The 22,448-nt window shown below is 56.2% G+C and carries 27 protein-coding genes; 6 read left to right on the forward strand and 21 right to left on the reverse strand.

Annotated features, from left to right (window positions below; all coding sequences use genetic code 11):
* Positions 1-157: 157 nt before the first annotated feature.
* From ACFQND_RS12925 to ACFQND_RS12950, 6 genes are all read left to right on the forward strand, one after another.
* A complete protein-coding gene (locus tag ACFQND_RS12925) occupies positions 158-502 on the forward strand; it encodes a PepSY domain-containing protein (protein ID WP_449301353.1) in 345 nt (114 codons plus the stop codon).
* A 169-nt stretch (positions 503-671) separates the two neighbouring features.
* A complete protein-coding gene (locus tag ACFQND_RS12930) occupies positions 672-1,436 on the forward strand; it encodes a COG4705 family protein (RefSeq protein ID WP_377413761.1) in 765 nt (254 codons plus the stop codon).
* 40 nt (positions 1,437-1,476) lie between these two features.
* On the forward strand, positions 1,477-2,142 hold the full coding sequence (locus tag ACFQND_RS12935; RefSeq protein ID WP_377413764.1) for a response regulator transcription factor: 666 nt from the start codon (positions 1,477-1,479) through the stop codon (positions 2,140-2,142).
* Positions 2,118-3,497, forward strand: a complete 1,380-nt coding sequence (locus ACFQND_RS12940; RefSeq protein ID WP_377413768.1) for a sensor histidine kinase — start codon at positions 2,118-2,120, stop codon at positions 3,495-3,497. Before ACFQND_RS12935 ends, ACFQND_RS12940 begins: the two co-directional genes overlap by 25 nt.
* A gap of 46 nt (positions 3,498-3,543) precedes the next feature.
* Complete coding sequence (locus ACFQND_RS12945; protein ID WP_377413771.1) at positions 3,544-4,527, forward strand: COG4280 domain-containing protein; 984 nt, start codon at positions 3,544-3,546, stop codon at positions 4,525-4,527.
* A gap of 209 nt (positions 4,528-4,736) precedes the next feature.
* Positions 4,737-5,126 (forward strand): DUF305 domain-containing protein, encoded by a 390-nt coding sequence (locus ACFQND_RS12950; RefSeq protein WP_377413774.1) that lies wholly within the window; start codon positions 4,737-4,739, stop codon positions 5,124-5,126.
* A gap of 29 nt (positions 5,127-5,155) precedes the next feature.
* On the opposite strand, the gene ACFQND_RS12955 is transcribed toward ACFQND_RS12950, so the two are convergent.
* The 21 genes from ACFQND_RS12955 to ACFQND_RS13055 all read right to left on the reverse strand — a co-directional run bounded on the left by ACFQND_RS12955 (position 5,156) and on the right by ACFQND_RS13055 (position 22,298).
* Positions 5,156-6,487, reverse strand: a complete 1,332-nt coding sequence (locus tag ACFQND_RS12955) for a hypothetical protein (RefSeq protein WP_377413777.1) — start codon at positions 6,485-6,487, stop codon at positions 5,156-5,158.
* Positions 6,488-6,502: 15 nt separating this feature from the next.
* Complete coding sequence (locus ACFQND_RS12960) at positions 6,503-7,810, reverse strand: MFS transporter (RefSeq protein WP_377413780.1); 1,308 nt, start codon at positions 7,808-7,810, stop codon at positions 6,503-6,505.
* Between the two features lie 4 nt (positions 7,811-7,814).
* Complete coding sequence (locus tag ACFQND_RS12965) at positions 7,815-8,246, reverse strand: hypothetical protein (protein ID WP_371435999.1); 432 nt, start codon at positions 8,244-8,246, stop codon at positions 7,815-7,817.
* A 60-nt stretch (positions 8,247-8,306) separates the two neighbouring features.
* Complete coding sequence (locus ACFQND_RS12970; protein ID WP_371436000.1) at positions 8,307-8,801, reverse strand: TPM domain-containing protein; 495 nt, start codon at positions 8,799-8,801, stop codon at positions 8,307-8,309.
* Between the two features lie 2 nt (positions 8,802-8,803).
* Positions 8,804-9,592 (reverse strand): TPM domain-containing protein, encoded by a 789-nt coding sequence (locus tag ACFQND_RS12975; protein WP_371436016.1) that lies wholly within the window; start codon positions 9,590-9,592, stop codon positions 8,804-8,806.
* Positions 9,593-9,666: 74 nt separating this feature from the next.
* A complete protein-coding gene (locus ACFQND_RS12980) occupies positions 9,667-10,299 on the reverse strand; it encodes a LemA family protein (protein WP_371436001.1) in 633 nt (210 codons plus the stop codon).
* Between the two features lie 35 nt (positions 10,300-10,334).
* Complete coding sequence (locus tag ACFQND_RS12985) at positions 10,335-10,991, reverse strand: DUF6629 family protein (RefSeq protein ID WP_371436002.1); 657 nt, start codon at positions 10,989-10,991, stop codon at positions 10,335-10,337.
* Complete coding sequence (locus tag ACFQND_RS12990) at positions 10,991-12,361, reverse strand: class I SAM-dependent methyltransferase (RefSeq protein ID WP_371436017.1); 1,371 nt, start codon at positions 12,359-12,361, stop codon at positions 10,991-10,993. Before ACFQND_RS12990 ends, ACFQND_RS12985 begins: the two co-directional genes overlap by 1 nt.
* A gap of 62 nt (positions 12,362-12,423) precedes the next feature.
* Positions 12,424-15,111: a heavy metal translocating P-type ATPase gene (locus ACFQND_RS12995; RefSeq protein ID WP_371436003.1), complete on the reverse strand. Its 2,688-nt coding sequence runs from the start codon at positions 15,109-15,111 to the stop codon at positions 12,424-12,426.
* A 54-nt stretch (positions 15,112-15,165) separates the two neighbouring features.
* The gene (locus ACFQND_RS13000; RefSeq protein WP_371436004.1) at positions 15,166-15,600 is read right to left on the reverse strand and encodes a heavy-metal-associated domain-containing protein; all 435 of its coding nucleotides are present in this window, start codon (positions 15,598-15,600) and stop codon (positions 15,166-15,168) included.
* 14 nt (positions 15,601-15,614) lie between these two features.
* On the reverse strand, positions 15,615-16,004 hold the full coding sequence (locus ACFQND_RS13005) for a hypothetical protein (protein ID WP_371436005.1): 390 nt from the start codon (positions 16,002-16,004) through the stop codon (positions 15,615-15,617).
* 69 nt (positions 16,005-16,073) lie between these two features.
* Positions 16,074-17,420, reverse strand: coding sequence for a glucoamylase family protein (locus ACFQND_RS13010; RefSeq protein ID WP_371436006.1), 1,347 nt, complete (start codon positions 17,418-17,420; stop codon positions 16,074-16,076).
* A 24-nt stretch (positions 17,421-17,444) separates the two neighbouring features.
* Entirely contained in the window at positions 17,445-18,305 is an 861-nt protein-coding gene (gene ppk2, locus ACFQND_RS13015; protein ID WP_371436007.1) for a polyphosphate kinase 2, read from the reverse strand.
* Positions 18,302-18,544, reverse strand: a complete 243-nt coding sequence (locus tag ACFQND_RS13020; RefSeq protein WP_371436008.1) for a heavy-metal-associated domain-containing protein — start codon at positions 18,542-18,544, stop codon at positions 18,302-18,304. The genes ppk2 and ACFQND_RS13020 overlap by 4 nt, the downstream gene beginning before the upstream one ends.
* Positions 18,545-18,570: 26 nt before the next feature.
* Positions 18,571-19,209, reverse strand: a complete 639-nt coding sequence (gene petA, locus ACFQND_RS13025) for a ubiquinol-cytochrome c reductase iron-sulfur subunit (protein WP_371436009.1) — start codon at positions 19,207-19,209, stop codon at positions 18,571-18,573.
* The gene (locus tag ACFQND_RS13030; RefSeq protein ID WP_371436010.1) at positions 19,206-19,955 is read right to left on the reverse strand and encodes a lycopene cyclase domain-containing protein; all 750 of its coding nucleotides are present in this window, start codon (positions 19,953-19,955) and stop codon (positions 19,206-19,208) included. Before ACFQND_RS13030 ends, petA begins: the two co-directional genes overlap by 4 nt.
* Before the next feature lie 51 nt (positions 19,956-20,006).
* Complete coding sequence (locus ACFQND_RS13035; RefSeq protein ID WP_371436011.1) at positions 20,007-20,666, reverse strand: methyltransferase family protein; 660 nt, start codon at positions 20,664-20,666, stop codon at positions 20,007-20,009.
* The gene (locus ACFQND_RS13040) at positions 20,663-20,959 is read right to left on the reverse strand and encodes a DUF2933 domain-containing protein (RefSeq protein ID WP_371436012.1); all 297 of its coding nucleotides are present in this window, start codon (positions 20,957-20,959) and stop codon (positions 20,663-20,665) included. The genes ACFQND_RS13035 and ACFQND_RS13040 overlap by 4 nt, the downstream gene beginning before the upstream one ends.
* Positions 20,960-20,984: 25 nt before the next feature.
* Entirely contained in the window at positions 20,985-21,245 is a 261-nt protein-coding gene (locus tag ACFQND_RS13045) for a DUF5676 family membrane protein (RefSeq protein ID WP_371436013.1), read from the reverse strand.
* Between the two features lie 2 nt (positions 21,246-21,247).
* Positions 21,248-21,685 (reverse strand): hypothetical protein, encoded by a 438-nt coding sequence (locus ACFQND_RS13050; RefSeq protein WP_371436014.1) that lies wholly within the window; start codon positions 21,683-21,685, stop codon positions 21,248-21,250.
* 166 nt (positions 21,686-21,851) lie between these two features.
* Positions 21,852-22,298 (reverse strand): hypothetical protein, encoded by a 447-nt coding sequence (locus tag ACFQND_RS13055; RefSeq protein WP_377413789.1) that lies wholly within the window; start codon positions 22,296-22,298, stop codon positions 21,852-21,854.
* Positions 22,299-22,448: the final 150 nt, after the last annotated feature.

The following is a 22,448-nucleotide window of genomic DNA, read 5'->3' on the forward strand; positions in this document are numbered from 1 at the left end:
TGTGTAGCTGACTCTCTTCATGACTTTTTCTCCTTTTCAATTTCGACCTTATCAGGTGTCTATTGAAACGGGTCAAGTCCACTGTCGCTCAGTCGCTGCTAAGTCTCGATTCGTATTCTTCAATCACGCAAATTTTTGCGTATTTTTGGAGATACAGATGATTTCAAGATTCGGAAAAATGTCTCTTTTGGCAGTTGGTCTGGTCAGTGTGATCGGCGCTGGTGGCTTTGCTTACGCAGCGACGCAGATGGAAAACGACGGTATTCCATCAACCCCCGCAAAAATTCCGTTGATTCAGGCAGTAAGTGCAGCCGAGTTACATGCCAACGGCAAGGCGGTCCGCGCTGAATATGAAAAAACCAAGCAGGGCTGGGTGTATGACGTTGAAGTTGTCAGCGGCCTCAAGGTCTTCGATGTGCGGGTAGATGCTGACAAGGGCACTGTCATTGCATCCACTGAAGACAAGGCTGATCGCGACGACGATCACGACAAAAAGGATTGACCTTTAGGTCATGCATTAAGGGTTACCGGGTGCTCAAGGTGTCCGGTAACGTTTGAATACTCCAGCTTCTCCGGTCTTCGGCCTATGTTTCAGCTAAGTTTCTCAGTACATCCTGCATAACTAACCCGCGAGCCCTCAGTTAACGGATTCGAAAAAAGGCACCAAAAGCATGACACTGCGACATACCACAGCTGAAACCTTTAGCAAAGTTCCCGAGGTCACCCTGATCTTCTGGATTCTCAAAATCGCGGCGACCACTTTGGGCGAAACTGCCGGCGATGCGGTCTCGATGTCCATGAATCTGGGCTACCTGGTGGGGACAGCCATTTTTGCCTCGCTGTTTTTAGTGGCTGTGATCGCCCAGATCAAGGCAAAGGCATTTCATCCCTTCATCTACTGGACCACGATCATTGCGACCACCACCGTCGGCACCACTCTGGCCGATTTCGCGGATCGCTCCCTGGGAATCGGCTATGCCGGAGGCACCACACTGCTGTTTGCGCTCTTGATGGCCTCCCTTTTCGTGTGGCACCGGACCATGGGCTCTGTTTCAGTGGATACCGTAAATACCCCAAAAGCGGAAATGTTCTATTGGGTGACGATTATGTTTTCCCAAACATTGGGCACAGCACTGGGTGACTGGACTGCCGGCACGGCTGGATTGGGTTATACCGGGGGCGCTGTTGTGTTCAGCATACTGCTGGCGGCCGTGGCGTTTGCCTATTACCGTACCGCGATATCCCGCACAATCCTGTTTTGGGCAGCGTTTATTCTGACCCGGCCGCTGGGCGCGGTGGTGGGGGATTTTCTGGATAAGCCTTTGGCGTCGGGCGGCCTGGCGTTAAGCCGGTACACGGCATCTGCGGCACTTATGGTTTTTATCGTCATTTGTATGGTTCTGCTTCCCCAAAAGGCCGCAAAGAGCGCTCACTGACGCCTACCTACCCTGGCCCCAAACTCATTCAGGAAAATTTATGAGGGTTTTGCTTGTTGAGGACGATCCCATGATTGGCGAGGCCATACAGGCTGCGCTGAGGGACGCGTCCTACGCGGCCGACTGGGTACAAAATGGTCAGACCGCACTGACGACGCTGGCAGGCGAATCCTACGACTTTGTGCTCCTTGATCTTGGATTGCCTGGCAAGGACGGCTTTGAGGTCCTGCGATCAATCCGGCAGAAAAATGATGCCACACCCGTACTGGTGATCACGGCTCGCGATAGCCTGGCCGACCGTCTGCGCGGACTTGACGGTGGTGCCGACGACTACGTTCTCAAACCCTTTGAGATGGCCGAGTTGATGGCGCGCATGCGCGCAGTGCTGAGGCGCAAGGGCGGTCCCGCGACACTTATATTGTCCAATGGACGGGTCTCGCTGGACCCGGCAACGCACGAGGCGAAAGCCAGCGACCGTAGCGGCGTACAGCTTTCGAATCGTGAATTCGCTCTGCTGCAGGCACTGCTTGTACGACCGGGCGCCATTCTGTCACGTCACGATCTGGAAACCCGTATATATGGGTGGGGTGAAGAGGTTGAAAGTAATGCCGTCGAGTTTTTAATCCACAGTTTGCGCAAGAAGCTGGGAAGCGATGTCATCAAGAACATCAGGGGGGCCGGATGGATGGTTTCAAAAGGCGTTTGAACGAGTCGCTGCAGATGCAGCTCTCTTTCTGGCTCACCGTGGCCATCCTGGCGATCGCGTTGGCAGCCGGCACTTTTTCTTTTCTGGCCGCATTCAGCGAGGCCAACGAGTTGCAGGACGATGTCCTTACGCAGGTCGCTGCGCTCTTCGACAGGCAGCGCTCACCAACGCCGCAACTTGAAAGCCAAGACGCACTGGCCGACAGCGATGAAGAGTCCAGAGTCACGATACAGTTTCTCCCCGCTCCAGGTTCAACCGTCAGTGCGTTAGGCACCGGCAGTGTCCAGCCGCAGATACTGGATAGGAATCTTCATGACGGCATACAAACTGTCACGGTCAATGAAGAAGATTTCCGCATTCTGGTGAAGACTCTGGCATCGGGCCAGCGCCTGGTCGTTGCGCAGGAGACGGGCGTCAGGGATGAAATCGCCCGCAACAGTGCTCTTCGCACACTTATGCCTTTTATTATTTTGGTCCCGATCCTTCTTTTGCTTCTGGCTGACGTTGTCCGAAGAATTTTCAGGCCCATAGCAGTGCTTTCGAAGGAGATTGACAGCCGGGGCGAACAGTCTTTGCATTCATTCTCGTCAGATGATTTACCCAAAGAGATTCGACCATTTGTGCATGCGATCAACCGCCTGCTGGCGCGCGTATCACAGTCGATAGATGCGCAGCGCCGGTTTGTGGCCGACGCAGCGCATGAACTGCGTTCACCGCTAACAGCACTGTCCCTTCAGGCAGAACGGTTGAGTAATGCCGAGATGTCTGTCACGGCAAGAAACCGGCTTGAATTGCTGCAAAAAGGTTTGTCGCGAAATCGCAAGTTGCTGGACCAGCTACTGGCATTCAACCGCATCCAGTCTGGCCCTGTGGAGTCAAAGACGGATGTCTCAATTCTGGGTGTCTACAGGCAAGTCCTCGAAGACGCTATTCCACTTGCTGAGGTGAAAAATATTGATATCGGAATATCGGCGGCTGGTGACGCCAGAGTCCTGTGCAGCGAAATCGAACTCCTGACTTTGATCCGTAACCTTGTCGACAACGCAGTTCGTTACACCCCGCAAGGTGGAAGGGTGGACTTGGCACTCGACACAACCGAAAACCGGATCCGAATGGAGGTCACAGACACAGGGCCTGGAATACCCTTAAATGAGCAGCAGCGGGTTCTTGATCCGTTCTATCGCGTCATCGGAAACGGCGAGACGGGTTCTGGCCTTGGACTTTCCATTGTGCAGGCTATTGTCATCCGCATGGGATGGGAACTGTCATTGGAATTCGCCGATACGGTCGCTGCCTCCGGACTCAAAGTGACTGTTATTGCCAGCGCTGCTAAAAGAACAAAGTCTCCAGCATGACTTTCGGGATGGCTCCCGCCCATTTCACAACCACGAATAAAAACTCATGATTAATCTTGTATCGGCAGGTCCTTCGGTTCTGGCCTCCTTTATGGCGTCAATGGTCGAGTTTGTGGAAGCGTTGACGATCGTGCTGGCCGTCGGGGTGGTTAGAGGCTGGCGCTCGGCGTTGATGGGTACCGTGGCGGGCCTGTTTTTTCTCGTTGCCTTGATTGCGATCGCGGGGCCATCCCTGTCAGTCATCCCACTACCTGTTCTGCAGTTCGTCGTGGGAGTTCTTCTTTTGATGTTTGGATTGCGCTGGCTCCGCAAAGCGATCTTGCGAGCTGCAGGAATACTTGCACTGCACGATGAAAGCAAAATTTTCGCCGAGCAAACTCTGGCATTACGCAAGTTTGGCGGGAGCAAAGACAAGCTGGACAAAGTGGCATTCATCACCACTTTCAAGGCCGTTGTGCTCGAAGGCCTGGAAGTCGTTTTTATCGTGATCGCCCTTGGCGCTAACGGCTCACTTTTGGTGCCTGCCATGGCTGGTGCCGGTCTGGCACTTCTGCTGGTCGTGGCATTGGGCGGCGTTTTGCATCGACCACTTTCAACCGTCCCCGAAAACACCCTTAAATTTTGCGTCGGGGTGCTGCTGACTTCTTTTGGAACCTACTGGACTGGAGAAGGGGTCGGTCTGCACTGGCCCGGTCAGGATTTGATCCTCCTCGCGCTTCTAGCCGCATTTTCAGGCGGTGCCTCTGTGTTTGTGGTTATTGCTCGCCCACACAAGGGTAAGGCCGTTTTCAAGGTGGTACCCGGCGCGGCAAAACCTGGTCGAAGTGTCCTGTCCAACGCGGCGTCTGAAATCTTCGGATTATTTGTTGAAGATATCTGGCTGGCCAGCGGATTGCTGATTTGGGTAGGCGGTTGGTGGGCAATTTACACGCCCGGTCCAGTTGACGTAGCCCTACCAGGTGCCGGTTTTGCGATGGGACTGGTTTTTATACTTGGTGCAAGCGTTTTAAAGCGTGCTCGTATCGCATAAGGTCAGAACTCCGCGCCAACACTCCTCAACTATAAAATTCTCGCGATGATGCCTTACACGCTGACGCGATTTGCACGACAACAGAAATAATTTAAATCCATAAGATCGAAAGTACAGGGTAAATTGCCATCGTTAGCACCTTGTAAGCTGTGGTCGTCGTACCCTGCCGGCGTCCATAAGGCACTTCAATGTCTACTAGGAGATATCAGATGATTTCCATTCATAACGGCAAAGCCGTATTCTTTTCCGCTATAGCGGTGGCTTCTGCCATGTTCATGCCATTGGCTGATGCCCAAACTCCGATGGCTGCAAGTATGCCCATGGCGGGCGGCATGGACATGAAGACGATGATGAAAGACAACAACGACAAAATGTCGTCGATGACCATGACAGGTAACGCAGATGTTGACTTTGCGATGATGATGCGAATCCACCATCAGGGAGCCATTGACATGGCTCAAGCCGAACTCAAGAACGGTAAAGAACCGCAAATGCGCAAGATGGCTCAAAACATCATTGCCACCCAGAAAAAAGAAATCGCGCAGTTCGACCGATTTCTGGCCAAGCACGGTCACCCAGCTGACAAAATGAGCAAATAACCGGCTGGCCTGCGCAGCGGCTACCGGTACTACACACCCGAATTGTTTGGCGCTGGCGAGTCGGGAGTTGTGTAAACAGGCGCAAACCCACCACCAGAAGTCCGAAAGTTAGTGGTTTGCCCTTGGTACACACGAGCACTCAGCCACTGAACCTTGGCGTTGTATGCATAGGCACGCAGGTCAAACTTCATGGGCACGGGTAGGCTGACCTCTCCAGTTGATCTTTCGCCTGGTTTAACAATCGCCTGTGCAACATAATCGCCAGCCAAAATATCCTGCCAAACCCCTTTGGTGAGCTTGTCGCCCCGATACGCAGCTCGACCGCCAAATCCAGCAACTGGTTTGAAGAAAAGACTTCGGCGCGCCCCCCATAAACGCCGCTCATCCGCAGATTGAACTATCTCCGTGTGGGGAACGTGTTCCAACAAGACCTTCTGGATGTCGCGTGGCACGCCGAGGGACTCTAACTGCACCGCATCACTTAAAAGCGCCAGACGCCTCTTGTCGGCGTACAGCGCATGGGCCTGAGGATGCGGCGTCAGGACAACACCTTCATGAAGATAGGCCTCGCGTAAGGCAGCACTGTCAGGCTGCGCAAGGTAAAAGTCCGTCAGCCGGTTGTATACCAGGTCCACAACCAGACTCCCATGACGCAGGGCTCCGTCACGCCATTCGAGCTCCGACGGATCAGCAATGATTGCGCGTATGCCATACCGTTCAAACAACTGTTGAAAAAGCAAAAACTCAGGGTACAAATATTGATCCTGAGGCGATGAATCGACGATGGCAATGGTCTTTAGGGGAGTGATACGTCCGGCAAGCTGCCACTCGTGACGAAACATGTCCACCATAGCTTTTTCAAAGTCTTCGATCTGGGCAAGCGTAGGCGCCATGGCACCTAGATCAGCACAGCAAGCCCTGTGCGCCCGCGCCATCACGGCGTTCAGCATCGCACCGCCTGCGTTGGTGTTGATCTCAATGAGCCCAAGACGCCCGTCCGTGAGATGAAAGTCATATCCAAAAAATGCGCCAAGCGGGCCGGTGGGTGCCAATTGGGCGACCGTCGGCGCTTGCGCCAATACAAGTTCCCTGTATGCCGGCATGGCTACCACCGACTCAACAGCTCGCACGACATCAGCCATGCGTTGTATTTGCTGCGCCGCTACGAACACGGGCTGAGAGGCGAACAGATAAGGGCAACGTTCTTGAACCATCGCCGACAGCTCGGGCGTACCAAGTTCCCGGTTGAGCGAGGCGGTCAGGGCAGCTCTATCCAGGCTGATACAAAAGCACTCCTGATTCAGCAATTCAAGCGCCCCACTTGAAGCGCAATGTAGTTGCGACGAAGATTGATTATTCATAAGTGAGTGTCTTATTCATTGAGACACCGTCGGTCTCTTTGCATCAGTATCGGTGTTTGGCAGTTTTCTAGCAGCGATCTCGCCCACCCGGGCCGGCCCCCACCAAACCAGCGACAGAGCAGCGCCAACCAACAGTACCAGCGCGGCGGTCCAGAATGGTGCCATCGGTGCCAACGTGAACAATGAGCCAGCGCCCATGGATCCAAGCGCCTGTCCGAGATTGCCTGCAGCAGCTTGCTGACCAAGCAATGTTCCAGGTGCAGCCGACTGGCGCTCCAGCAGTTCATATGACAGTACTGGGCCAATCAACCCCGCAGCGGTGGCAACTACCGCGATCATTAACCCTAGTGATCCTGCGTCCGGTACCAACGACGTAAAAGCCAGCGCAAAGGCTGAACCGGCAAATGCTGCAGCCATCCAATGCTGGTCAATGCGGTTTCGCACCGATGCAAAAAGCAACAGAGACTGCGCCGCCAGCATTGCGAGACTGCAGGTGATGAACATCGCGGCCATAGCCGCAGTGGTCAACCCGAGTGTCTGGCTGCCAAACAGATTAAACCCAACTTCGAAAGTACCCACCGCAAACGACGACAACAATGCCAGAAGCATGGATGAATGCAAAAAGCGCTTGCGGGATGCACCAGGTTGCACGGCGATTGGAAGCGCGACTACGCGGTTCGAACCAAGACACCAAGGAGCCAGTAACAGCAGGGGCAGGCCCGCCAAGGCGACCACCATGGCCGGCCAGTTCAGCATGCCGCCCATCTGCCCCACGGTCACACCCATCACCGGCCCGGCAAGCCACGTACCGAATGCTGGGCCTGCGAGGAAGCCGATGAAGGACGCGCTGCCCAGCAATACGAAGCGGCGACTGCGATCAACTGTCGTGCTGAAGTCGGCAATGTAGGCCTGCGCCGTTGGTACGATCGCTGCGGCACCAGCACCTGCGAGCACCCTTGCGCCGTAGACGACTTTCAGGCTGGGTGCGAGGGCCATGGCCACGCTGCCGATGAGAAACGCGGCAAAGCCAATCAGCAGCACCAGAACGCGCCCATGACGATCTGAGAGTCGACCCCAGAGCGGTGCGAACAGAAACAGCGCGAACAGATAGACGCTACCCAGCATGCCTACATGCCATGCCACGGTCGACGCTGGCACTGCACCAAGGTAGCGCAGTAGATAAGGCCGAATCAGTGGCAGGCCGGCACCGTAGCCCAGCGACACCATGAAGACCATGGCGCCCAACAGTGGCATAGCACCATTGACAATGGGCGATGGAGTCCTTGGAGTTCGATCGGAGCCACCATGAACATCAGTAGCCATGTCGCTATCGTTTTGCGACGTAAAGAACGAAGCCTGCGAGCCAGGCCAGCACCGGGAACAGCAACAGCCATCTAAAATCAGAGTGGAGTGCAAAGTTGATCGAGCTCATGAGCGCAACCGTCAGTAACCCAGACATTGCGATGGCCCATGACGCGCCCGTCAAACGCGAGGGAATCGCGATGCGCGCCACAAAAATGGTGAGTACGCCTGTGCCTGCCATAAATCCCCCCATCACGATAAACACCCGTTTCAGCCAGCCCTCCAGGCCAGGGATTGCAGTCCGAACTTGTGCGAGAGTGCTGCCCATGAACCTCGTATCTTCCGGTAACAAGGGGGGACGCAGGAAGATAAAGTAAAGACCTAGTGATACAAGCCAGATCCCGCAGGCGACAAGTAGCCACATTGAGACAGGACGGATTCGGAGGGGTGCGCTCACGGTGTTCAACTCCTGGCGGATTTGGTCAACTGCAAAGGGTGGAATCCATTCTTGATTGCGTCAAAGAACTACCGGTCTGTCCGGCAGTTCATTCAGGCGATCGTTGTCTGGGAAGTGCTGCACAAGGTGCTGTGTCACGGCCAGCACACCGCTGATCACACCGTTCTCGTAGTTCGACAGCTTGAAAGCCATCTCCATCTGGCGGCAAATTTTTCCCCACGCTTCGGTACCGACTTTGGCGTGGACGCCGCGATCAGCCACGATCTCCACCGCTCGATCAGCGAGCAACAGATAGATCAGCAATCCGTTGTTGTGCTCGGTATCCCATACGCGCAACTGAGCGAATAGTTCGATCGCTCGATTTTTGGGCGACTGTCCCCTGAAAAGGGGCATGCCATCCAGTGCCCCTTCGACCACGAACCGGATCTGTCCAGCATGCGTGGCCTCGCTGGCTTTGATCGCCGCCTCGATAGCGTTCAACGCGCTTCGGGGAAAGGCTCGTGTGACCTGACCGTGTGTTGTCAGCAAGTGCTTCAAGATGCGTAGAGTTTTCATGATCACCACCTCCCCGATGCGCCGCCGCCACCGAAGCCCCCACCGCCCCCCCGGAATCCGCCACCGCCACCTTGACCACCTCCGCCGTAATAGCCACCCAGACCGCCCATCCCGTGCCCTCTCATGCCTCCGCCAAGCAAGGTAAACAACAGTGCGATCACACCCGCACCTAGAGCCATGGACATGGCTCCGACGACGAACCAGGCAATCACAGCGACTACTCCCCCTGTGACCAATGAGCCGGGAACCTTGCCAAGCGTGGCGCGCAGCACGCTGCCCACAGCGATGGCAAGAATGAAAAGCATGGGCGCGTATTGTTGAATACCGCCGATATTCCTGGCAGGGGTGTTGCTGGAGGCGGGCAAGGGCTCTCCGTCAACGACACGGATGATCTGTTCGATCCCGGCCGTAATGCCCCCATAAAAATCTTGTTCCTTGAAGCGCGGGAGGACGATTTCGCTGATGATGCGTTTGCTTGTGAGGTCTGTGAGCGCTCCTTCCAGACCGTATCCCACCTCGATTCGGACGGCGCGGTCGTCTTTCGCAACGACCAGAATGGCGCCGTCATCCACCTTCTTGCGTCCGAGCTTCCAATTCTCCGCGACCCGCAAAGCGAATTGTTCGACGGCCTCCGGCGCTGTCGAAGCGACCATCAGCACTGCGAGTTGGCTGCCTTTCCTGGCTTCGAACGCTGTCAGCGTTTGCTCCAGGGTGGCTTTTTGCTCCGCAGTGAGGGTGCCGGTCAGGTCGGTGACATGTCCACTCAAAGGTGGAACCGGTACTTGCGCCATGACGAGGGCGGACCAGCTTATGGCGCATGCAAGAAGCAGCGCCTTCACGGTACTACGCGTCGTCGTGCCCGTGATCACTTGGCCACCCCGGAAGCTGCCGCTGCGGGCTTGGCCGGCGCCGTATCGAAACCAACGCTTGGCGGCTTGGAGATTTCTTTTTCGTTTTCGACCGCAAAGTTGGCTTTTTCTTTGTATCCCATCACCATCGCCGTCAGATTGGACGGGAAGGATCGCACCGTCACGTTGTAGTTTTGTACTGACTGGATATAACGGTTGCGCGCGACCGTTATACGGTTCTCGCTGCCCTCTAGTTGCGCCGAGAGGTCTCGAAAGCCTTGGTTCGCTCTCAGGTTCGGATAGTTCTCCGATACAGCCATGAGTCTGGACAGTGCGCCAGTCAATTGACCTTGCGCTGCCTGAAATTTCTGGAATGCCGCAGGATCATTGATGAGTTCTGGGGTGGCTTGGATTGAAGTGGCTTTGGACCGTGCCTCAATCACTTTGGTCAGCGTGTCCTGCTCGAACTTCGCCTCACCCTTGACGGTGTTCACGAGGTTAGGCACCAGGTCCGCACGCCGCTGGTACTGGTTGATGACCTCGGACCAGCTCGCCTTGACCTGCTCGTCGTTGGTTTGAAATGTGTTGTAGCCGCAGCCGGTGAGGGTTAGCGCCAAGGTTACGGCCAAGGCTGTCAATAATTTTCGCATGGTCTATTCTCCAAAGTTTCAGGTTGGTTGGTCATTCAGGAAGTCTTTTGCAAGCCCCGGTGCCCGGCCCGTGGCAATGTAAAGTGAAGGTAGATGACGGCGCTCAGCAAGGCCGCAAAAAAGCACCACACCGAGATGAACCACGTCGCATAGAAGTAGTAGGCCGCGCCGAACGACAGCAGCGCCAAGGCGCCGAAAACCCGAACCCCTCGAAGCGTAGACAGCAGCGGACTCACGGTTGTCGAAATCAGGTACAGCATCATCACCGCCGCAGCAAAGAAGTGCGGAGAGTCGTACTCAACGTGCTGACCTGTGGCGCGCGACACCACCGGGAAGGCCACGAGCACGTACAGCAGATAGACGCCTACAGCGGATCCGGCCACAACTAGCGCCGTGAGTGCGCGCCTGCGTCCGCCGGGCGGCTCAATCATCAACACGGCCACCGGCAGGTAGATCGGCCACAGCACGTGCGAGAGGAACGAATAAACATGCGTCATCACGGTGTTCAACAGAGGCGCGTCAGCGCTGAAGGTCAGCCAGATCACGCCTTCGCTCAGTTGCTGGATTGCGAACAGCAACGGGATGGCAGCGAAAAGCCGCTCTCTGGGTCGCTTCGCAGATTTCAGCGTGACCACGCCAAAACCGAGTAGCAACGCACCCGCAGTGAAGCTTGCCGTAGCCGAGAAGCACATCAGTTCACTCCTCTGCGGCAAAAGCCATAGGTTTCATTGCAGTCGTAGAGGCCACCCCTGGCCAGCGACAACGGCCATTCACCGCTATTGGGCTTCGATGCGAGGATTTGATAAATCCCCGTAGTCCCGGATTCAAAATCCAATGCGCAAGCAGCCATGTAGAGCCGCCAGACCCGATAGGTCGCCTCATCAACTTCGCACAGCGCAGCCTCGCGATTGGCCTCCAGCCGTTTCACCCAATGACGCAGGGTCAGTGCGTAGTGCGGCCGCAGTCCCTCGAGATCGTGAATCTCAAAGCCCGCCCGCTCCATCCCGAGCTGAATGTTGCTGACGCAGTCGAGTTCGCCGTCCGGGAAGACGTATCTGTTGATGAACTCGGTACTGACTGACTTCTGCCAACCCTCCTCGTCGTGAGTGATGCCATGATTTAAAAACAGCCCGCCAGGACGCAGCACGCGCACCACGGTTGCCAGGTAGGTAGGCAGGTTGGCCAAACCGACATGCTCAAACATACCGATGCTCGATACCTTGTCAAAGGTACCCTGACCCGCCAGATCGCGGTAGTCACGCAGTTCTACCGTCACCAGGTCTTGCAGCCCTTCGGCCTGGATACGCTGCTGTGCATAGTCAAATTGTTGACGACTCAGCGTGATGCCGTGCGCGTGTACGCCGTGGTGCCGCGCTGCCCAGCAAATCAACGCACCCCAGCCGCAACCGATGTCAAGCAGCCGCTCGCCGGGTCGCAACCGCAGCTTGCGGCAGATGTGCTCTAGTTTGTTACGTTGCGCCTCATCCAAGGATTCGTCCGGGCTCGTGAAATACGCGCAGGAATAAACGCGCTCCTTGTCGAGCCACAAGCGATAGAACTCGTTCGATACGTCGTAGTGAAACGAGATCGCGGTACGATTTTCTGATTTGGAATGGTCTTTGACAGAACGACCATGTGCTGGCGAATGATCGCTGGCGAGGCCTGCACTTGGGTCCTCCAGACCCCGCAAGCGCAAGGCGCCAAGCATGGCTTTCATGCGATCAAAAAAGGACAAGCGAATTGACTGCAGGTCATGTCTCAGGCCCAACACGGCGAAAAAATCCCCCTCAAAATCAATGTCGTTGCGAAAGTAAGCCTCCGCAAGTCGCAAGGGGTCGCGCCCCAGGATCATCGAACGAACAACACCAGGATGCCGGCATACCAAAGTAAACGGTGGCTCAGATTCATTCGCGTAGTGCTGGCCAAATCTGAAGGTGTCGCCGTTCCACAGGCGTAGAGCCAAGTTACCGTTAAAGCTACTAAATAGCTTTCTCAGCAAACCAGCAACTTGATCAACTTCTCGTTGTGCTGAATTGGTGATCGAATGAAGCGTAGCGTCGATCACCAGACTCGCGGATTGTGGGCGGGTTGGTGAATCCAGGGTCACGGTAGGCAGGTGATTGTTCATGCGGGAGCTCCAGAAGTTGCCTTGGTTTTAGGATCCGGCGTGCCAGCATGCGATGTCTTGTTGATACCGGCCAGCTTGGTGCGCTTGAGTAGCAGCGCGTTGATGGCCACCACCAACGTGCTGCCAGACATCGACAGTGCCGCCACCTCTGGACTCAACACAAACGGGTAAAAGACGCCAGCAGCAAGTGGGAAGGCGACCGTGTTGTAGCCAACGGCCCACCAAAGGTTTTGGTGCATTTTTCGCAATGTGGCGCGCGACAGTTCAATCGCCCCGACGATGTCGTATGGGTCGCTCTTCATGAGTACTACGTCGGCACTGTCCATAGCGACATCGGTACCAGCGCCGATAGCAAATCCCACGTTAGCCTGCGTCAGGGCCGGTGCGTCATTGACGCCATCGCCTACCATTCCGACCTTTTTTCCGGTGGCCTGAAGTTCTTTTACCTTTGCAGCTTTCTGAGCGGGTAGCACATCTGCCAACACGGTGTCGATGCCGATGTCCGTGGCGATGCGCTTGGCAGTTGCTGCGTTGTCGCCGGTAAGCATCACAACTTGGATCTTCTGCGCACGCAGCTTCGACACTGCCGCTTTGGCAGTCGGTCTAATCGCGTCGGCTATCGCGATGAGGCCGATGACGCGGCCGGCCAGCGCCACGTGAACGACCGTACGGCCATCACCCTGAAGGCGAGTTGCAGCAGCCGTCAGACTACCGAGCGCAAGCTTCTGTGTGTCCATAAGCAAACGGTTACCAAGATAAACCGTTCCCTCAGCGGTCTCAGCACGGGCACCCATGCCATCTAGGCTTTCGAAGCCGGTCGGCGCGGCAATGGTGAGCTTGGACGCACGACGTACGATAGCCTGAGCAAGCGGATGGGCTGAGCCCTGCTCCACAGCCGCAGCAGCAGCCAGCACAACATCTTCGGTGACGCTATCTGCGGTGACGATTTCCACCACCTCGGGTTGACCCACAGTCAGCGTTCCGGTCTTGTCAAATACGATGACATCCAGCTTGGTGGCATCTTCCAGCGCTGATGCGTTCTTGAACAGAATGCCGTTCGCGGCACCGAGTCCCGTACTCACCATGACGGCCATCGGGGTGGCCAGGCCCAACGCGTCGGGACAGGCAATCACGAAGACCGTGATGGTCATGGTGACCGCAAACAGCAGCGGCTGGCCGATCCAGAAGAACCAAGCCGCGAAGGTCGCAAGACCGATGACGATGGCGGCGATCACGAGCCATTGCGCTGCCTTGTCGGCCAGGAGTTGAGCCGGTGCCTTGGAGTTCTGTGCCTCCTGCACCAGCTTGACGATTTGCGCCAGGGCAGAGTCGGCTCCGACCTTGGTCGCCTTGTAGCGAAAGCTGCCGCTCTTGTTGATGGTCGCACCGACCACCGTTGCACCGGGCCCCTTTTGAACCGGCATCGATTCTCCCGTCAGCATCGACTCATCGACCAGCGATTCACCGGTCTGGACTGTGCCATCCACCGGAATTTTGTTGCCGGGCCGTATCACGACGATCTCGCCTGCCAGTACTTCAGACGTGGGTACTTCGACTTCGGTGCCGTTGCGGATGACATTGGCCCTCGCTGGCGTCAGGTTCATCAGCGCCTTGATGGCCGATGACGCACCAGCCCTGGCGCGCATTTCCAGCCAATGACCGAGGAGAATGAACACCAGGAGGACGGAAACCGCTTCAAAGAACTGCCCACCTTCCTTGAAGATAAACGTCGTGCCGACGCTGAACAGATACCCAGTGCCGACGCTCAACACGATCAGCGCGGCCATGCCCAGCGTTCCCTTCCTTAGCGCTCGCCAGGCGGACACAAAGAACGGCCAACTGGGATACAGGACAGCGGCGCTTGAGAAGAAGAACAGCCAAAGGTTCAGGTCCAGCCCGAACGGAGGCGCTGGCGGCTCGAACATGCCACCCATAGGCGCGTAGATAAATATTGGGATGGTAAAGACCAGACAGATCCAGAAGCGGTTGCGCATGTCACGTACCATCGCTGCCAAGTCCATCCCGTCATGGCCCATTTCATGAGCCATGTCTGCTGACATGGCCGATTGACTACCCGGCTTCATGTGGCCTTTGTGACCCTCGTGTCCATCAACTGCGTGGAGCGGTGCTGATGGATCAGGAGGCACGGCTGCTGCCGCTTCCGGCGCTTTGACCACACCGCCAGAAGGCGACGCTTCCGATTCGTCCGGTGCCTTGTCATCACCCGTCAAGGTGTCCCGCACCCACGCCGTCACCTTCTTAATGGCACCATGTTCGGCTGAATTTTCAGCTCCGTCGGCTGGCGAGACCGGGGGGCTATCAGGCGTTGTGACCACAACCGGCGCAGGCGCGACCAGATTGTCCTTCGGGACCTCGGCAGTCTGCTGCGAGGTTCCCTTCTGTTGCGCCTGCGGTGATGGCTGCCGGTCAATAACACTTGCCGGCGTCTCGTGGCTCTCCTGTTCAGGCGATGGCTCCTGGGCGGAATCCTGTCCGCGCTGGCGGACATCCGACTTGATGTCACCAACCTCAAGCCGGGTTTCGTCATAGCGCACTGTGGCGTTCTTCGCTGCAAAGTTGACGGTAACGCTCTCGACACCGGGCACCTCGCCTATCCGCTTCTCGACCCCGTCCACACTCAGTACCGACAACATGTCGCGCACTTCGATCACACTCGTTTTCATAGCGACTCCAAGAGTTGGGTTTTAAGTCGGTAACAGCGCATAAAGCGTATCGTCCTAGCCCTTTTCAGGCATGGACATCTTTTCACTGGCGTCCGAATGCGCCTGGTCTGGAACTTCAGCCTTCGGTGTCGATGACACCGCTGTAGTCTGTGTAGGCTTGTCAAGAGGGTTGGCGTTGGTGACTGCCTTTGCGTCTGGGCCTGCAGGGAAAGGTTTAGCAGGCTCAGCAGTTTTGCCAGCAGTTGACTTCGGAGCTACGACTTTCGCGGGCTCTGAAGGAGCAGCCGTTTCTTCATACCCGCGTTGCCGCACATCCGACTTGATGTCCGAAATATCGAGTCGGGTTTCGTCGTAGCGGACGGTAGCATTGCCCGCAGAAAAATTGACAGTGACGCTCTCCACGCCGGGCACCTGACCGATTCGCTCTTCAACGGCCTGCACGCTCAAGACCGACAGCATGTCACGTACTTCAATAACACTTGTTTTCATGATGATTCCTTGGCTCAGTGCTCGTTTGGCATCTTGTGTTTGATCAATGTGCCAGTGCTACCGGTACCTTCTTCGGTCACCATTTCGCACGCGGACGCGGTCGCCAACGCACCATCACGCCAACGCCAAGCCACCGGCAGAAACCGATCTGTCTGGTGTGCAATCTCGTCCCTATTGCGAAACGACACCTTGCAGCCTGACTCCACTTGCAAGACTTCGTCTGGCAAAGGTTGGAAATCACCGGTTTGCTCGTCGTGTCGATGCGGCATGAAGATACCGAGATCGAATTCAGAAAGTCTGCGTAACATCGCCTGCACTTCAGGACGTTGCATGGCCGTTTGAGCCCTTCTCACCGCTGGCGGTAGGTCGAGAAAGCTCGGCTGTAAAACATTCGTTGTCGTCATGTCATTCTCCTGATCAGATGTTGAAACCCATTAAAAATGGCTGGGTCAATTGCCAACTCACAGATCGCTTTAAGACTGAAGCCACCCGCCTGTAAAACCAGCTCGCTGTAAACCGCTAACGACGTACGGGCAACTTCGCATCAACTGCCACAACAAGCCCGACCGATAGTTCTCGATCATCAAAATGATCGGACCCTGGTTAAGCCCGAAATGCCAAGGGGATACCCACCAGCCGTAAGGGTTACCAGGCTCGCCTGGATGCGACGGGTTGAACGCTGCCTTGAAACCGTATGAATTAAATTGAGTCAGCTTGGCCTGATGGATGCAGTGTTCCAAAGTCGGCAACACGATCTCGGGCGCGAAAGGAAGGGACGCGACGACCGCCCACGGCGCCAGCGTGCCGTCATCTGGCCCGCAGGGCACGCCACGAGCCAGATAACCGAAGAACTGGCGTTCGATCCCGCCCGCCTTCAGCGTGCTGGGGCCGGGGCCTTCACTCGCTGTGATGCCCCAACAGTGGTCACCATAGCCCTCGAACTTGTGAGGGTTACGGATCGCGTATTGCTGCTGCGCGTAAGTGGCGCGGCGACTGTTCTCAAAGTAGTCGATTCCCTTGCCGCGCATGAATGCATCCTGGATGCCGCGAAAGTCGATCCAGACATGCGAAAGCTGATGCGTAAACAGGGAGCCTGCGTATAGATAGCCTTGCCCGCTACGCTTGTCGTCACCTTGCGTCCAATGGTAGGTCGCAGCCCATCCCTGGTAGCTCTGTGCGGGCAATGGATGCGTTGGTGAACCTAGTCCCAGCAAATAGAGCAGCAGTGCCTCGTCATAGCCTTCCCATCGATAAGGAAGGAACCCGCTCTCAGGCTTCCAGCCATGGGTGACAGTGGTACCCCCATCCTGCGCCCACGACCAATTGGCGCGACGATATAGCGCGTCACCCAGCGTGCGGATCTCGCTCTCATCAGAGTTGTCGGCGTCAAAATACTGGGCGGCCGTCAGCGCACCTGCCAACAGGAACGTACTGTCCACGGTTGACAGCTCGCATTGCCAAGCACGCCGGCCCGTCTGCATATCGAGGAAGTGGTAATAGAAGCCTTGGTAGCCAGTGGCGTCCGGCCCAGGGCCTTGCGAGCTATTCCAGAAAAACCGCAGCGTCGTCAGTGTCCGTTCCACGGCTGCGGCCCGGGTCATGAAGCCGCGTTCCACACTCACCGGATAGCACGCGAGCGCCAAGCCGGTGGCAGCGATGCTGGCAGGCCAATTCGGTGCTGTCTTGTCGATCACCAGGCCATTGACCGGATTCGTTTCGTGCAGGAAGTAGCCAAACGTCTCCTGCTGCAATTTCTGCAGTTCGGCGTCGATTGCTGGAATGGCCACCGACTCTCGCACGTTGGAACTACCTGTTGTCATGGCTTCTTTTAAACCGTGGGTGGGTCAGCGCGCCAGCCGTTTGGCAAATATGCAGTCGGGGGTGAACTCGAACGCTATATCCGGGTCGGGCTGCACGAGTTTGCTTTTTTTGCCTTCGTAATGCAGCCGCGACAACATGTCCCGTATCAGGTTCAAACGTGCAAGACGTTTGTTGTCGGTGCGGATAACATACCAAGGCGCAATGGCGGTGTGCGTGCGCTGCAGCATGCCGTCTCTCGCATCAGAATATGCCTTCCAGTGTTTTACGGCAACCGCATCAATCGGACTGCTTTTCCATTGTTTGAGTGGATCGCGCTGGCGTTCAGCAAGACGCTTCGTTTGTTCAGCCTTGCCAATGTCCAGGTAGTATTTGAGTAACTTGACACCAGAATTAACAAGCATCTCCTCGAACTTTGGTACCGACTGCATAAACTCTTCATGCTCTTCCTTGGAGCAAAAGCCCATCACGTGCTCCACGCCAGCGCGGTTGTACCAGCTGCGATTGAAAAGGACGAACTCTTCAGCAACCGGGAGTTGGGCGACGTAGCGTTGAAAGTACCAGGCCTTGCGCTCCCGGTCAGACGGTTTTCCAAGTGCCACTACCCGCGTTTCCCGAGGGCTCAAGTATTCAACGATTCGCTTGATACCGCCGTCCTTGCCTGCAGCATCACGACCCTCAAGGAGCACCAAAATCCTGTCGCCGCATCCAATGAAGTGGCGCTGCAGCTTTACCAGCTCGACTTGAAGTACATGGAGCTGGGCGTGATAGTCCTCTCGCGAGATGGGCGCTACAGCAGAGCCCGTCCCTGACGTGGACGCCCCCGATGCTTTGGTAGCAGTGGTGACTGCTTCGCCGTCACTGTGTTTGTGATTTTTCTTGCTCATGATGGTGCCTGCTCGTTCTGCGCTGTTGGCCGTGCCTTGGCGGAATAGCCAAGGTGGGTGATTGCCGCCTGAACCTGGGCGGGCGACGCGCGAGTGGGATCAACCACCACGGTCGCCGTGCCCGGGTGCAGCGTTACCTCGGCATGGCTGACACCATCTAGTTTGCTGAGCGCACGCTGGACACTGCCGGTGCAGCCTCCGCAGGTCATACCGTTGATATCGAAGTTAAGCGTTTGCATGGTGAGTTCTCCTGTGGGTTGAAGGATCAGGTTTTCGTATCGACGCCGATAAGCAGCTTCGAATCAGAAATAATTTCGTAGGGCGGAACCGTGAGATTGGTCGGTGCTGGCACGCTTTTAAAAACGCGGCCAGCAAAGTCGAACTTGGAACCGTGGCAGGGGCAGTAGAAGCCACCGGGCCATGATTCGCCAAGGTCGGCTGCGCCGGCTACCGGACGGAAACTGGGGATGCACCCTAGGTGGGTGCACACGGCTTCGAGTACAACCAAGTTCGGGACCAGGGAACGCAAAGCGTTTTGGGCAGGCTCGGGCTGAATTGAACGTCGGGATGTGGGATCGGCAAGCAGGTCGTCATGCCGCGCCAGTGCATCGAGCATGGCCTGTGAACGCTTGAGTACGAACACCGGCTTGCCACGCCATTCGACGATCTTGAGTTCGCCAGGCAGGATGCCCTGCAGATCAACCTCAACTGAAGCGCCTAATGCGCGCGCCTTTTCGCTCGGTGCCAGTGAAGTCACGAAAGGTACGGCGGTGGCGACGAGACCGGTGCCACCCAAAACTGATGTTGCAGTGATCCATACGCGACGTGACGGATCCACGGGGGCGGTGTTCACTGCCGCATGCTCGATGACTTCAGTTATCGGGACAGTTTGGAAGGTTTTCATTGAACCAATCTCCCACTGCCCGTGACTGCACGCACCATAGCGACATCGCGCTGCCGCCACGACAGATGCTCGACAACGCTACTCCAGTACATACCGAAGGCGGCACCGAACAACAACTCTTCGGCGGGCAAGCCGGCTGGCCGCCAATCCATCAAGGCTTTGACATTCCACACCGCTTCGATGTACCCCGGCCAAAGCCACTTAAGTCCCAGTAGAAAGACGGCGTACAGAGCCAGAAACACGCCGCCGCCATACAGCGTGTTGCGCCAAAGATCCGGCCGGCACAACAGGGCCACCACAGCACCAACAGCCAGTGCAAAAATCCCCGGGTAAATGGGATTCCAATCAAGAAAATAGAGCGCCACAAACGCAAAAAATGGGCTTGCCAACGCGAGCAAATGCCAACGATGCTGTGGTAACGAGCGAGCGTGGTGATCCATGCGTCGAAGCGGAACCGGTGCCAGCGCGCTATAGCCAACGACGCCCAGGCCACCGATGGCAAAACAGAAAATGAGGCTCTCGATATCAAAGCCCGTGCGCTGGGCCAGATCGAATAGGCTGGGCGGGTTCCAATATGCGGGCACGAAAAGGGGCTCGGTCAAACCGAAAGGAGCGGTCAAGATGCTGGCCCACAGCATGCGACGGCGCAGTGAGGATCGTGCATAAAACACAATCGCCCACAGTACGAGGAAGGCCGCGGCCCACAGCAGCCACGTGTATCTGAATCCGGAGTCAATCAACGGCACGTTGTGGTCTCCAATGCATGGGTATTGGTTTTGACGTGGTCAGAAAGTTCATTACATGGGGTGCTCTGGCTGGCTAGACGCACCCAGCTTCGGGAAAAAGCGCGGTGTACGTACCGCATAGGCATCAAACTCAGCACCGAATTTCTTGCACATTTCCGCTTCTTCGGTCACTGCTAGTCGCCCGTACATGATCAGCAGGATCGGGAACATCGCTAGCGTCAACAGCGTCGGCCACTGCAATAGAAAGCCCAGCAGAACGAGTACGAAGGCTACGTACTGCGGGTGGCGGATACGCGCGTAAGGACCCGATATGGCCAAGGCACTGTGGCGTTGCGCATGGTAGAGGACATTCCAGGCGCTCGAAAGCAAATAGAAACCGAAGCCAAGAAAGACATAGCTCGCAATGTGCAGTGGCCCAAAGTGAGGGTCGCCCTTCTCACCCAGCAGCGTAGACCACAGGTGACCAGAGTTGTGCGACAACAAGTCGAGACCGGGGTATTTTGTTTGTAGCCAGCCAGACAGCAGGTAAATGCTTAGCGGAAAGCCATACATCTCGACGAAAAGCGCAATGATGAAGGCAGAAAATGCGCCAAAAGTGCGCCAGTCGCGTGCGGTCTGCGGCTTGAAGAAGCTGAAGGCGAACATCAGGAAAATTGCCGAATTGAGGATGACGAGCATCCACAATCCATAGGCCGGGACATCGTGAGTCATGGCTGCTCTCCAGTCTTAGGTGGCTGAGGTGTTGCAGAGGCGGTCGAGGTTGAGTCACTCTCGTGATGGTGATCGTGACCATCACCGTGTTCGCCATGACCATGATGCATGAAAACGTGCATCAGCGGACACGACAGCAGCAGCAAAAGCGGCAGCGCACCAATGAAGTGGGCGCGATGTTCGCTCAGGAGAAAGTATGCGGCGATGGCACCCAAGACGAGAAACCCGAGGGCATAGCGAGTCCGCCAAAAGCTCACGGGTTCTGGGTCACGAAGGGACGAACTGTGATGCATATATTCCTCTAAAGGTTGAAGGAAATCATCGTGTCAGGCGACTGAGAAGCCAGCTAAAGAACGATCCGGCAAGCAGTGCCCAAAAGCTAAGGATGATCAGCGCCATCAGAAACCCTGCCCAAGCAAATGGCCGCGGCTGAACCATGCCACTGAAATCCATGCCATGAAACAGGTTGTTCATGAAACCCAAAAATGGGCCAGGCGCGAGAACCCAGGCCAGAGCGCATATCGCGTAGAAAGCAGCGACAGTGATTGCAAAAGCGATGCCGGTTCGAATGGGGGTCATGATCACCTCCCCGCTGGAACCGGCATACGATCCATCATCATCTGCATCATGGATTGCATCATGTCCATGCGTTTTTCCATCACCTGATTGTGCGTAGCCATCTCGCTCTTTTGCGTGCCCTTCATGTCACCCATGGCTCCTGCAGACATTCCTTTCATCATGGCCATGCTGTCTTGCATGATCTTCATGTGTTGAGCCATCAAGGCATCGCGCTCTTCTGGCGTTTTAGCGGCCATCATCTTGTCGTGCACCTCTCCCATGGCTTTCATCTGGGTATTCATGGCAGACATGTCGGAAGAGGCCTTCCCGGGCATGACTTTGGACGTTGAGGAAGACGCGGCAGGGTGATGCGCGTCTTGTTGGAAAGGCTGAGCGGACCATGCGAGCGAACCGCAACTGGTAATAGCAAGTGCAAGTGAGATTGAATGAACGAGTTTCATATTGGAATCCTGGGTAAATGAAAGAAGTGAATGCCGGTTCCGACGCGGATCACCGATAACAGGCACGCGTGTAAGGAGCCCGTTTACTTGACGAACGGAAATCGGTGGGTCAGAGAAATTGGCGGAGACCGAAAGCCGCGAGCCCTTGATCGGGCGTCAGAAGCGGCTAAAGCGCCATGCGAGAGTAGCGGACCCGCAAGGGCAAAGGAAGTGGCAAAGGCCGCATGGAGTCCATGCGAACGGGCGTTTGGCCTGACAGTTCGGGTACGACCCAAAGCACTACGACCAGTGGCACCTGACCTGGATCCGGCTGGTCCAGGCCGAAGTGCTGCTTCGTTATGATTTCCGACTCTTCGCTGCAGAATTTCTGGCAGGGAACCTTGGAACCATCTGCGGCGGCGTGGTCGCCGTCTATTGGTGCATGCTCATGCTCATGATGTGAGTTAAGCGCGGGAGCGGCTTTAGCGGCATCCACCATGTGTACATGCACGTGCGTGTCGTGTGCCTCCAGCAGACAGGCATTGGCAGCACTGGAAGCCATCGCAAACGTCCATAGCATCAAAACCACGAATGCGGTGTTGCGCTGGTTACGTTTGCTTGAGAATAGCTTCATATGTCGCGGGTGTCTAGTTCGATCAATGGTAGGGCGAAGCCTTTGAGATGTATTGATCCAGATCAACCACTGGACTTGACCCGTTTCAATAGACACCTGATAAGGTCGAAATTGAAAAGGAGAAAAAGTCATGAAGAGAGTCAGCTACAC

Source organism: Polaromonas aquatica, assembly GCF_042659145.1.
GTDB classification, from domain to species: Bacteria; Pseudomonadota; Gammaproteobacteria; order Burkholderiales; family Burkholderiaceae_C; genus Polaromonas; species Polaromonas aquatica.